Below are 12,039 nucleotides of genomic sequence, written 5' to 3'. Positions count from 1 at the left end.
ACGAACGATATCGCAGCATGGCGATAACCGATCGTCATTCGAAGGGTCTTCAAACAAACAAAAAGACCCTGATCTCGGGTCAATAGATGCAGGTTAATGCAGACCCATCTCCTGCTGACGAGGTTAGCTGCCGGGCTCGGGAAAGATGGTTCCCTACATCGTTACATGATTCGCCCCAATTACATTGGTTCCCCCGCTTTCCGATTCGAAAACCGGAAATTAAGCGTACGTTTATGATATACAAACATTTTTGATAAGTCAAGGAAATATGTTTATCTGGTTTCCCGATGTAAGGTGTGTCTTTGGAGACGCGGACAATATTTGCGCATTTCCAATCGTCCGGTTTGATTCTTTTTGTTTTTTGTCGTCGTATAGTTACGATCTCCCGTTTCCGTGCAAGCCAATGTTACGATTACCCTCATCCTGTTCACCTCCTCTACAGTTGCCAATTACCTTGATTGCTCGTCCTCAAGCTCAGCGAATATTTCCGCGCATCGTTGCATCAGCAAGCAGAAAGAACGGTTGTGTCCGATAAAAAATGAAGAAAGATCGTACCGGTTCCGGCGCGGCTCCCATGTTACAAGCAGACGGTGTCTCATCCGTGTCAGGGCCAGCTGTACGAATCGATCCGCTGTCGCCGAGCCGGTGATGGTTATATACGCATAGAGCGAATGATCTTCAGGTTCATCCAATAAACTTACGCCTGCGCAAGAAAATTCCGTCTGGATGCGCGTCCGCTTAAGGAGGGTAAGAGCCATAAGCAGTTCGGCATCGACCGGGGTGTTCCCCAAAATAACGGTTTGTTTGGGACGCTTTCTTGGCTTCGCCCGCTGCACCCAACAGGCCAATTCCTGTTCCCGGCGTTGCCATTGTGTCTGGGAGTGATGACTAATGATCGTCTCATCATCGTTTTGTGTGCTCTTCTTCAATATCACACCCCCCCATGTAAACCGCTATAAACCCAGCACGCAGGGTTAGGGCACAATTCCCTGACCGGATGTTAGCATTTTTGTCACTGCAACTTGGACCGGGGCCGTTCACGACAATAATATTTGTAATTTTTACGATTACTTCACATCATACCTTAACCTTAACGGCCAGTCAACTGCGAAGCTTGAAGTTTTTACCTCGCCGACGAGTTTAGGCTGATTTTGCCAGCTCCATAGATCCTCTCGGTCTTCCGGTAACTTCGCAACGGTTATGCAGGCGGGTCTTCTCCTGCACAACAAAAAGAAGTCTTTCCAAGATCGAAAGACTCCCCGTCAGCAAGGCATTTTAAGATATTGCCTTGCTTGCTCTTTTACATTCGCTACTTTTGCAGGTGTGATAGGTGCCCATGAAGTCGAGACGATGATCCGTTACTTTAAAGCCATATTCTTGTTGAAGTCGATTCTCCAATTCAAGCAGCCAATCGTCTTTGATTTCCTTGAGCGCCCCGCATACCGTGCAAATCAAATGATGGTGCATATGCGTATGTTCTTCGCTGCGGAGGTCGAAGCGGGCAACCCCGTCTCCGAAGTTCATCTTCTCCACGATATGAAGCTCGGCCAGCAGCTCCAACGTCCGGTATACAGTAGCCAGGCCGATATCGGGATATTTGTCTTTCACGAGCATATACACATCCTCGGCGCTCAGATGTTCCTGCTCATTCTCCAATAAAACCCGAACCGTCGCTTCGCGCTGGGGGGTTAATTTATAGTTGCTGCTCCTCAACTGCCGATTGATTTTGTCGAGTTGTTCCAATACCATCATGGATGCACTCTCCTTTAGTCTCGACGCGCGTAAATTTTTTTATTGTCCGCGAAATGAATCTCACTATTTATAATTATTCTAATCTTATCGCAATTCTAAGTAAGAAGCAATGGAATTGATTATTCAATTGTCCGCATGAGGCGGAAGATGACAAACACATCGGTCGAACATCATCGCAGCGAGAGCCCCGATTCAGTCCGCTGCATCATCTACAATAATCCGTTGTTCGGTCATGGTAACTAATAATTGCTGGGATGCTCATCATATGTTATGATTTATTTAATAAAGACCAAGTGCTGCTAACACTTGGCCTCGTACAATTGGCTTGGATGGGATTCCCTTCTGAGCTCTCGTAAGACAAAGACCCACCTTCCGCGTTGCCAAACTTGGGGTGGGTTTTTACTTTTTCTTGTTGTTATTACTGATGTATGTTAAAAGAGCAATAATAAACATGCCAAACAGAAACATGATCGTTATGGGTCACAGAACATTTCGAGTTTTCATAGAATCCTTGGAAATACCGGGTAGGTCTCTGCTATGAGAGATTTTCAAGATCGCTTAAGAAAAAAGCTGGTTCAATAAGTATCAAACAACTTTAAGAAGGACATAATCATTTTTGAATGAAATCTTGAATGCCGGTTTTGGTTACCCTATGTTCCTTATTTAATGAAATATGAATTTCAGGAGGGAAAAAAATGAAAATAAAAGCTGCAGTTACTCATAGTATGGGAGAAGAATTTAAAATTGAAGAAGTGGAATTATCCGATCCTAAGGCAAATGAGGTACTAATTAAAGTTGTTGCTTCTGGTGTATGTCATACGGATGCAGTTGCTCGCGATATAGGGTTATCCCCATTTCCAGCCGTATTTGGACATGAGGGTTCCGGGATTGTAGAAAAAGTAGGGGAAGGTGTCAGAACCGTCCAACCAGGAGATCATGTTGTATTATCTTATGCATCTTGCGGGCACTGTGAAAATTGTTTGACAGGCCATCCATCTGTTTGTGTGGATTTTAACGCATTAAACTTTGGCGGCAAAATGGAAGATGGTACACACCGTTTACATCAACATCATCATGAACTTTCTACTTTTTTTGGACAGTCTTCATTCGGTACTTATGCCATAGCAAATGAGAGAAACGTAGTAAAAGTGGACAAAGATGTTGATATAGCCTTATTAGGCCCATTAGGCTGCGGTATTCAAACAGGTAGTGGAACCGTGTTAAACAAACTAAGACCGCCTTTTGGCAGTTCTATTGCTATTTATGGTACGGGTGCGGTAGGTTTGAGTGCTATCATGGCAGCTAAAATAGTTGGATGTAAACATATAATTGCCATTGATATCCATGAAAGCCGCTTGGAGCTTGCTAAAGAATTGGGAGCTACCTATGTAATCAACAGTAAACATGCGGACGTTGTTAAAGAGATTAAGGAAGTTACCAAAGGTGGAACCCACTATGGCATTGACACTACAGGTGTTCCTATTGTGGTGCGTCAAGGTCTGCAAGCACTGCGTCCGCTTGGTCAACTAGCGATTGTAGGGGTCACCCCTGAGATGAATATCAATGTTCATGAAGAAATTATGGCAGAAGGAAAAACAATGGTAGGAGTCATTGAAGGCGACGCTGTACCTCAATTGTTCATTCCTGAATTGGTTGAGTACTTCAAAAAAGGAATGTTTCCGTTTGATAAATTGGTCAAATTCTATGATTTCACTCAAATTAATGATGCATTTGAAGATTCAAAAAAAGGGGTAGCTATCAAACCCATTTTGAAAATTAGCTGAAGCAGGAACTCAGCTATTACTTGACACCGTCACATAAAAAGACGGTGTTTAACAGGACCGATAGCAGTGACAAGAAGGGGCCGCTCGCGCAGCCCCTTCTTGTCATACCGTCCTACCGGCCGCCGCTGTTGATGCCGCTCGGCGGAGCGGCAGGCAGCTTAGGACCGATCGGCGACTCCAGCACGATCGTCTTCTGAACCGGCTCGCTGCTGCCGCCGTACTTGTTTTCCGCCCTCACGGTAATGACGTTCGAGCCGGACGAGAGCACAATGTCTCGACTGACGCTGCTCTTGCCGGCCAGCTCGCCATTGATATAAATGCCCGGCGAGCGGTCGTAACCATCCGTGGCTTGCGCCTTCAGCGTCACAATGCCTGATGTCGTCCGCTCCGGCAGCTCATCGACTTGAAGCTCCGGAATCGGCTCGATGAAGAACGCCACGACCGGCTTCCAGGCGAGAAGCAGCGTGATCAACGCTGCCGTCCCGACAATCGCCGCAAGCAGCGTCGATTTCTTCCTGCGCAGCGCAAAACGCTGCCACGCGGGAGCCTGCCGCTGCCGGATATCGCGGAACAGCGCGGCAAATGCAGCATTCGGCACGGCCATCAGCCGCTGCCGGACCTGCTTCTGACGCATCGCCCCCTTGTCGTACCGATCGAAATAGCGGTTCAGCGCAGCCCGGTAATGCGGATCGATTCCGCCCCGCGCTCCCGGGAAGCGTTCTTCCGCAGCGCTCCACTCGATGAAATCGTACACCGTCTCTTTGCCGCCTTGTGCCGCCAAGTAATCGAGCAAGGAATCGAAATCGTACGATCCGCGGCTTCCGGACACCCCGTCTCCGCCCTGATAGAAGCCGAAGGCGATGCGTGAAAATACGGAGCGAGACAGGCCGTCGTCCCACGCGCTGCGAAGGAAGGCTTGCGCCCGTTCCAATTCCAGCGGTCCAAGCTTGGCAAGCCAGGCCTCCGCTTGGGCCTCACCGCCGCGTTCCAGGGTCAGCACGCGGTACACCGCCGCCCACAATTCAAGCGTCAGCCGATGGCCCTTCGTCAGGTGAGGCAGAAGCTCAGGAGCCGGCGGGTCCAGCATGAAGCCCAATCGGACCAAATCGTCCGCCCCCAGCTCGCTTAGTGGCACCTCTTCCAGCAACCCCAGCTGAATTTCCAGCTTCATCAGCTCTCCGTAATCCACGTAACGCTGCAGGCCTTCCCGTTCGGCCAGTTCGTCGAAGAAGCGGAACAGCGCCGAGGCCGTCTCGGTCTTCCGTGCCGGCGATTCCTTGCCGAGCAGCCGCTTGACGGCTGTCAGCGTCTCGCCGGCGAGGAAAGTCACCGGCAGCGCACCCGCATAGGCCAGCCAGAATGTCAGCACCGTCTGCAAGGCGCGAGCCCCCTCGGCCCGTTCCAGCGCGAACGTTGCGCAGCGCTCGGCCGTTCGCGGAGACAGTCCGCAGAGCTCGCGGAATACGGCCCGGAACGTCTCCGGCCGCTGCTGCACCGGCTCCAACAGCGGAGCGGCAGCGCGAATATCCCCGCCTGCCGCCGCCCGCAGCACGTATAACGCCAGCGCGCGGCAAAGCAGGGCCCGCTCGCCGCGTTCCAAGCAGGCTTCGCAGCCCAGCATCGCTTCGATCTGCGCCCGGTCGGCGATGCGCTTGACGTCGGCAGTCTCCAGGCGCAGCAGCCGGACGAGCAGCTCGCGGAGCCGCGGCTTGCCGCGTCCGGCTCCCGGCCCGCTGCTATATACGCCGAGCGCCTTCCACACGCCAACACGGTCGGCGTCGTACAAGGCGTCTTCGCCCTGCTCGATGCCGAACAGCACGGACAGCTCGTCGTACGCCGGCAAGGAAAGCGACTGCACCGCGTCCTGCCCGAGCAGCGCCTCCTCGCAGAACGCGAACAGCTCCTGCAAACGCTCCGGCTCCTTGCGCAGCGTCCATATCGTATCGAGCAGTCTGCGCGCCGTCCCTGCCGACTCGGCCCCCGTCGTCTTCCCGGCCGGCAGCTCGAACAGCATGTCCCGTTCGAGCTGCCGGTCTGCTTGGCGCAGCGCCCCTTTCTCCAGAAACGTCACATGAATATGCTGTTTCCCTTCCGGTTCTCCCGCAAAGGTCAACACGCCCAGTCGTCGCCGGAACGCGTAAGGCAGACAATCGAACAGGAGCCTCATCAACTGCCGGGCGTCCGGTTCCGCCTGCCCCGCCTCGGCGTCCAGCACGACGTACACCTTCCGCCGGTTCGTTACGGATACCATCAGCGACGCGAGCAGCTGTTCGAACACCTCTTGCGTGAGGCCGAAACGGGCCAGCAGCCGATCCGTCTCCACCCGCTTCCCCGCTTCCGAATGGCCGTAAACGGCGGATGGATCGTGAATCTCCGACAAGCTTTTGCCCTGCGCGATATCGTAGGAAGTCGCAAAGCCCCCTAACGCAAACAGGCGTTCGGGATGGCGCAGCCATTCATCCTTCCGTTCGGAAGGCACGACGTATTGATGGGTGAAAAACGCGCTCCGCTGTCCGGTGAAATCGTAGGACGTATAGACCGTTTGCCCGATCACCAGGTCGCCGTTGTCCGCATGATACACGGACAGCGCCGCCGGGTACGCCGCTTCCGATGGCCCGTCCCCCGATTCCGGCAGGTCGCGAGGACCCTTGTAGAAGCAGTACGGATGCAGCGCGTTTTTGATGAAGGCCGGGTCAAGACCGGGCGACACGGCTACCGTATCGAAGCCTTCGTTCGTTCGAAAGACGCCTTCCCGCTCCCGCGTAAAATAATGCTGTTGAATGCTGCGATGCGGATTTGCATTCACGGGGCATCTCTCCTGTCGATATAATCGAGCTGGTTCAACAGCCAGATGAACGGCTCGTCCACCCGTATCGGGCTAATCACGCCATGCACGCGCCGGTTCACCGGGTTCGAACCGAGCGCCGATACGGCAAAGTATGCCGTATTGCGGAAATAAACGTCGACCGCATCCTTGAACGGCCGGTCCACCTTTTCGAGGAAACGCCGGATTTCGCCGTTAATATTCTCGAATTCCGTACGGTCGAGATAGCCCCGGTGCCTCACATCGCGGAACACGTTGCTGTTCGGCCGGATGTAGTCGCTGTCCTCCTCCTGCAAATACTGCAGCATATCGCTCTTGGTCAGCACGATGGCCGTCGGAATGTCCGTCTTGCCGCTTTGCTGGTGCGAGATGAAGTTTTCGTACAGGGAAATGACGACTTCCCGGGGCTCGTCGTATCGTCCCGCGAACTCCCCTTCCTCCCCGCCGAGGTTCAGGCGGATTTTGTCGCGGATCGTGCGTACCTGCAGCGGGTCCACGAGAAACAAAATACCCGACGAGTTCTGGATATGCGCCGCATAAATGTCCAGGTAGTCGCGCTCGACCATGCCTTCGCCCGCCACATCGAAAAAAACAAGCAGCAGCGGAGGCTTCGATTCGTCCTTGAACACGAATTGAAAAATAAACGGCTCCTGCTGCTCGTTCGGGTTGGTCGACGCTAGCATGCTGCCGCGCTCAAAGATCGGCTCGTGGTAATTGTGCCGGAACTTGCGGGAGATGTCTGCGCTCAGCGGCATGCAGGCTGCCTGAAAGTGCGCCGCTGTCTCCGTTTGCAGCGTATGGATCAGCGACGTCATATAGACCGACTTGCCCACCTGCGACGCGCCTACGATCGAGATGATGTTGCTCGGCACCTGCCCGGCCGTAATCGGCAGCTCGTTGTGGCAGCTCGGACACAGCCGTCGGCGCGTCGTCACGCCGTAACGGTCCGTCACCGCGACCAGCACCTGCCCGGCATAGATCCGGTTTTCCTCCGGAATCAACTCGGGATCGACGATCGCTTCCATGTCGGGCAGGGCGAGCCGGAACTTGCGGCGCCATGCGTTGAGGCGCTCGTCCTCCTGCAGGGCGAACTCGTCATCGTTCTCCTTGACGTGCGCAGCGCGGAACACCACATCCGACGGCTCGCATTTGGCAAAGCAGTACGGACACACGATGCTGTAATACGGCGGCCGTTCCTTCACGGGCGCTTTCTTATCGAATATGCTCTTGAAAAAGTCCAGCATGCACGTTCCTCCTTAACTCCTTCTCCCCGGTTTGCTTACACGCAAAGCCTGCTGAGCTTCGTGTACTTACTCCGGGACGACCTCGAATTGGTCCCCATACGTTCTTCCGTCGGTCAAAAAAATCCGCACCTGATCGCGGCGTCCGACCTCGATCTCCGGCAGCTCCGACCTTCCCGCCGGCAAATCGCGAAGCAGCGGGTACCTTGTGCCGTCATCCGCGTGCAGCGGCACGGCATCCTGCTTCTTGACATAACAGAGCGCTTCCTTCGGAACCGGTATTTCACAGTGCAGCCGGATGCGCACGGAACGGTGCTTGGCAAACCAGCCCAGTCCGTACTGAATCGAGTAGCGGACTTTGGCGCGCCCCCCGCTGACGCGGGCGAGATTGTCCCCGTCCGCTTGGCGCAGCGCCACCAGTTGTCCTTCCTCCATCAAGCAAGGATAGATGCGGAAATACCGGGCTCCAATGAAATCGGCGGGCAGCCGGTACCCGCCGCGAACTTTGTATTCTTCACGCGTATACAGCTTCATGCGGCGCTCGTCCGGCTGCTCGCCGGACTCTTCTTCCCCGGGACCGAAGCTGTAAATTTGCACATATTGAATGTCTGCCGGCCACTGCCAGGTCACCAGACATTCCCCTTCTGCAAGCCGCGAGGCGGCCTTCATGATGCGATGCCGCTCTTCCGCCGTTGTCCACAACATCGGCCGTCTCCTCCTTTAGCCCGTTACCGGAATCGTTTGCCGGTCCGCTCGCCCTGCGTTCCGGTTCGCTCCGGCAGTCTGCCGTAGCCGGATGCCGGCCGGAACGGGCGCAAGCCCGCTCCGACGCCGCTTTCCTTCACCGCAAACAGGACGGTGGACAGCGACAGCACCACGGCCAATATGAGATCAGCGGCCGCACGAGTCAAAGCCGGGTGGTCCGTCGGCAGCCCGCCTTCCAGCACGAGTCCCGCCAGCAAACCGGCCGCCGACCCGCCGAGCAGGAAGCTTCTCGCCAAGTAACGGTTGTCGAACACGATGCCGAGCGAAAGCCCGAGCAGCCCGCCGACAACCAGCATGATCGCAACGCGGAGCGACGCGCGATATACGCTGTCGGCCTCCGGTCCGGATCGCTCCTCCAGCAAGTGCCCGTTCTGCTGGGCCGCATAAATATGGCCGATCGCTTCCGGAATCCGTTCGGCTTGCTCCGCGTGCCGGTACGTCCCTCCGGTCGCCTCCGCCAGCTGCAAGAGCAGACGTTTGCCCTCTTCGTTCCCCGGCGATTCGATGCCGACGGTGTGAATCGCAAAGCCCCGCGACACATAGGGCGCGGTGACGTCAGCGACATTCGTCTCGCTGTACCCGTCCGAAATCAGAATGACCGCTCCGCGGTTCGCCGGTGTTCCCGATACGTTCATCTGCTCGATCGCTTGCCCGAGCGCTTTGCCGATATCGGTCTGTCCAACCGGCTCGGGCGCGCCCTCCAATTTGCCCGCAATATCCCGTCTGACCGCCTCGTCCTTCAAGCCGACGAGCGGTTGAAGCCATGTCGTATTTTCATTGAAAATCGCGACGCCGACCCGCTTGTCCGCCGACATCTCGGCCACGAGCGAAGCCGCCGCCATCCGGCTCTGCATGTTCGGGTCGTTCTCCTTCATGCTCTCGGACATGTCGAGAAGCAGCACGTAATCCTTCGGCGCCGCCTTGCGTCCGAAATCAAGCCCGTATACCCACTGGAACAGCGCGCCGCCGGCAAACAGCAGGACGAAGGAAGCGGGCACCAGCCACTTCCATCCTTCGGCAGCGTAACGCAGCCGCCAATTTGCGCCGTTCAGCTTGGGCGATATCGTTTCCGCCAGCAGACAGCCGGCCGTCACGAGAAGGGCGAACAGCCCGAAGTACAATCCCATCAGCAGCGTTTCGTGCAGCGAGCCCGACAGGCGGCTCAGCAGCCATTCTCCTGCGATAAAGCCTGCCAGTCCGCCCGCCAGGGCGAAGCCGACGAGCAAACCATTCCATTTGCGCCGTTTCAACGGCTATCCCCTCTTTCCTTGGCGTCCGCCCCGGAAGCCGCTTCCGGCTCCGAAGCTTCCCATCCGGGCCTATGGAACCGGTAACCGTTCTGCAGGTACGTTTCGTAAAATCGCCTGCCGCCCCGGTAAACCATCAAGTCCTCCCGGCGGAAACCGCCCATAATCCGCAGCTTCTCGACTCCGCTGCGCCGCTGCTCGTGCATGCAGCCCAGCTTCGTTTGCGCCTGTTCCCCGGACGCCAGCGCATAACGGAGCAGCTCGCTGTCGGCATCGCCGAACAAGTAGCTCTCCTCATAGCGGTGACGATGCGTAAACCGGTACACGTCCACCCGAACGGCAGACTCTTCGTCCAGCGCCCGGCATAAATCCCGGTACAGCTCCTCCTTGGTCAGCGCCTGCCGGTTCTCGTAGCTGACGGTCACGTTGGCCCGCTCGAGCAGCTCCTGTTCGAAAGGCTGCGCGAACAGCGAATGAGTGAACCAATCGCTCCGGGCTACCTGCATCAGCCGCTCCGCATAAGCCTCGTCCCCTTGTTCCAGGAGCTTCGCCACGGAACCCATACGCCGCTCGTCGAACTCGAATCGGGCTCCCCAACGCGTCTCCAGCTCGGCCGCGATGACCTCCACCGCCTGCGCATAGTATTCCTCGACGTTGCGGCCCATCTCGTCGTTCGCCTCGGAGATGCACAGACGGCACGCTTCCTGCAGCCGCTTGTCGATCGCCTCAAGGCGCTCCGTGTACCGCTTGAGCCGTTCGTGCGTCTCCTCCAGCAGCTGCTCGTAACGCAGCAATAGCTCGCGCTTCAGCTCCAACCGCAGCAGCTCGCGCTTCAGGCCGTACACGCGGTCCAGCAGCGCGCCGACCGTCGCCTTCACATTCGGCTTGGCGCCGAACAGGCCGAGCATGCCGCCGCGGGCGGCGGGCAGCCTGTCCGCGCTCTCTTCGTAGAGCGCATCCAGCTCCGCGCGCCCCGCCGTAAGGCGCCTGTCGTTCTCCAGCCGCCATTCGCGCACCGCGCCGGTCAACCCGTGGCGCTCATCCGCCGACGTCCAGCGGTATACGGCCCACAGCCCGTACCGCGGATCGCTCACCAGCCGCTGCTCTACGGCTTGGCGAAGCCGTTCCGCATGGCTGGCCGCGGACAAGGCTCCCCGCAGCCGCTCGCTCTGCCGCTCGAAGAAATCACGGGCGTTGCTCCCGAAGAGCGCGCTCTCCGCCTGACGCAGCGTCATGCGCCGCAGCTCCGGGACGGACATCGGCTCGTAGAGCAAGCCGTGCATCTCTTCAACCGGGTCGGGCAGCTGAGCCATGGCGGCTTGCACGACCGTATCGGCTTGCCCCGCATCGAGTCCGAGCGCTTCCAGCAGCTCGCGCTGTCCGGCTTCGCCCCTCTCCTGCATCAGCCTGAGCAGGCGGCGGTGCAGGGCGAGCAGCACCGTGAGCGCGATCGCCCGGTCCGGGCGGGTCGCCTTGGCGAGCCCCGCCGAGGCATAGTGCGCTTCGGCCGCCCCGGGCGGCATCATATTTTGCCGGAACAGCTGATGATTGTACGGGTTGTGCCGGATTTCGGCGTCCGCCGTCTGGCGGCAGCGCAAGAAACTTAACCGGCAGACAATTTCTGCGCAAACCGCCGTATCGTCTTCGGCGAACCGTCCGCGCTCGTCCTTGTCCCCGAGCATGTAAGCCGTATCGAACAAGGGCGAAGGCGGATGGACCGCCGGCAGCTTGAGGCCGTCGGCCGTCACTTGCAGCCCGGCCTCGAACCGGAACGAGCGGCTTTGCATGCGGTCCAGCTCGTGCAGGAAGCTGACGCCAAGCGCCGCATCGTAGGCGTAATCGCCGTGCGCCTGCTTCTCCCGCAGCAGCGCGAACAGATCGGCCGAAACCGTGCGGAAGCTTTCGGCGAAGACCGATTTCAGCAGCACCGTCAATTCGGGAAGCAGGGCGTTCCAAGGATCGTCCGCGCGCGTGATCACGGCGACGTGCACCTGCATCAAGGACGCGTACAAGCGTCCGCTTTCCCCGATCCGGCCCACGAGCCGCCGCAGCAGCCCGTTCAACTCCTGCAGCTTCTCCTCGCTGCCGTACAGCGTTTGGGGCAGCCGGGACCTCAGGGAGCGCTTGTCGTCCGCATCCGCAGGCACCGGCGGCTGCCACTGGAAAGCATGGCCGGCCACCGGCCCCGTCAGCTCCTCAGCCCCCGCATATACATACATCACGCCTTCCGGATGCGTCCACTGTGTGCGATTCAGCTCGAACAGGCGTTCGAGCGCCTGCTTCGACCGGTCGCCGACGACGAGATAAACGAGCGGATGGCGGAGGCTCCGCCGCTCGTCCCCGCCCGATTCCGTCCTGTCCTTTCGTTCGGCGTAGTGATCTGTAAACGCCGCGAGTCGTTCCTTCATGTGCGCTCTCTCCCCCAG

10 protein-coding genes and 1 riboswitch are annotated in these 12,039 nt (G+C 57.5%); of the genes, 1 reads left to right on the top strand and 9 read right to left on the bottom strand.

Features of this window, described 5'->3' with window-relative positions:
- Positions 1–99: 99 nt before the first annotated feature.
- A riboswitch (cyclic di-AMP (ydaO/yuaA leader) is annotated at positions 100–236 on the bottom strand.
- Positions 237–272: 36 nt separating this feature from the next.
- The 4 genes from rpmG to FKP33_RS27420 form a co-directional block, all read right to left on the bottom strand.
- Entirely contained in the window at positions 273–422 is a 150-nt protein-coding gene (gene rpmG, locus FKP33_RS03675; RefSeq protein ID WP_127604297.1) for a 50S ribosomal protein L33, read from the bottom strand.
- Between the two features lie 27 nt (positions 423–449).
- Positions 450–935 (bottom strand): hypothetical protein, encoded by a 486-nt coding sequence (locus FKP33_RS03670; RefSeq protein ID WP_372813713.1) that lies wholly within the window; start codon positions 933–935, stop codon positions 450–452.
- 340 nt (positions 936–1,275) lie between these two features.
- Positions 1,276–1,752 carry a ferric iron uptake transcriptional regulator gene (gene fur / locus FKP33_RS03660; RefSeq protein ID WP_054796706.1) on the bottom strand — a complete coding sequence of 159 codons (477 nt, stop codon included), beginning with the start codon at positions 1,750–1,752 and terminating at the stop codon, positions 1,276–1,278.
- 399 nt (positions 1,753–2,151) lie between these two features.
- Positions 2,152–2,205, bottom strand: a complete 54-nt coding sequence (locus tag FKP33_RS27420; RefSeq protein ID WP_230876015.1) for a putative holin-like toxin — start codon at positions 2,203–2,205, stop codon at positions 2,152–2,154.
- A 242-nt stretch (positions 2,206–2,447) separates the two neighbouring features.
- Here FKP33_RS27420 and FKP33_RS03655 point away from each other — a divergent pair, with 242 nt between their 5' ends.
- A complete protein-coding gene (locus FKP33_RS03655) occupies positions 2,448–3,536 on the top strand; it encodes an NAD(P)-dependent alcohol dehydrogenase (protein ID WP_141333946.1) in 1,089 nt (362 codons plus the stop codon).
- 112 nt (positions 3,537–3,648) lie between these two features.
- Here FKP33_RS03655 and FKP33_RS03650 read toward each other — a convergent pair whose 3' ends face one another.
- The 5 genes from FKP33_RS03650 to FKP33_RS03630 all read right to left on the bottom strand — a co-directional run bounded on the left by FKP33_RS03650 (position 3,649) and on the right by FKP33_RS03630 (position 12,021).
- Positions 3,649–6,342: a GAP1-N2 domain-containing protein gene (locus FKP33_RS03650; RefSeq protein WP_141333945.1), complete on the bottom strand. Its 2,694-nt coding sequence runs from the start codon at positions 6,340–6,342 to the stop codon at positions 3,649–3,651.
- Positions 6,339–7,604: a TRAFAC clade GTPase domain-containing protein gene (locus tag FKP33_RS03645; RefSeq protein WP_127604306.1), complete on the bottom strand. Its 1,266-nt coding sequence runs from the start codon at positions 7,602–7,604 to the stop codon at positions 6,339–6,341. The genes FKP33_RS03650 and FKP33_RS03645 overlap by 4 nt, the downstream gene beginning before the upstream one ends.
- A 66-nt stretch (positions 7,605–7,670) precedes the next feature.
- Positions 7,671–8,306: a hypothetical protein gene (locus FKP33_RS03640; RefSeq protein WP_127604308.1), complete on the bottom strand. Its 636-nt coding sequence runs from the start codon at positions 8,304–8,306 to the stop codon at positions 7,671–7,673.
- Between the two features lie 23 nt (positions 8,307–8,329).
- Positions 8,330–9,616 (bottom strand): vWA domain-containing protein, encoded by a 1,287-nt coding sequence (locus FKP33_RS03635; protein WP_141333944.1) that lies wholly within the window; start codon positions 9,614–9,616, stop codon positions 8,330–8,332.
- Complete coding sequence (locus FKP33_RS03630) at positions 9,613–12,021, bottom strand: hypothetical protein (protein WP_141333943.1); 2,409 nt, start codon at positions 12,019–12,021, stop codon at positions 9,613–9,615. Before FKP33_RS03630 ends, FKP33_RS03635 begins: the two co-directional genes overlap by 4 nt.
- Positions 12,022–12,039: the final 18 nt, after the last annotated feature.

This window comes from Paenibacillus sp. tmac-D7 (assembly GCF_006519665.1).
Lineage (GTDB): Bacteria > Bacillota > Bacilli > Paenibacillales > NBRC-103111 > Paenibacillus_G > Paenibacillus_G validus.
This window is presented reverse-complemented; position numbering and strand designations above follow the sequence as displayed.

What these genes read in the sequence shown, in the direction of transcription:
- fur (WP_054796706.1), bottom strand. Translation starts at nt 1,752, where the DNA reads ATGATGGTATTGGAACAACTCGACAAAATCAATCGGCAGTTGAGGAGC.
- FKP33_RS03645 (WP_127604306.1), bottom strand. Translation starts at nt 7,604, where the DNA reads ATGCTGGACTTTTTCAAGAGCATATTCGATAAGAAAGCGCCCGTGAAG.
- FKP33_RS03640 (WP_127604308.1), bottom strand. Translation starts at nt 8,306, where the DNA reads ATGTTGTGGACAACGGCGGAAGAGCGGCATCGCATCATGAAGGCCGCC.
- FKP33_RS03630 (WP_141333943.1), bottom strand. Translation starts at nt 12,021, where the DNA reads ATGAAGGAACGACTCGCGGCGTTTACAGATCACTACGCCGAACGAAAG.
- FKP33_RS03655 (WP_141333946.1), top strand. Translation starts at nt 2,448, where the DNA reads ATGAAAATAAAAGCTGCAGTTACTCATAGTATGGGAGAAGAATTTAAA.
- rpmG (WP_127604297.1), bottom strand. Translation starts at nt 422, where the DNA reads ATGAGGGTAATCGTAACATTGGCTTGCACGGAAACGGGAGATCGTAAC.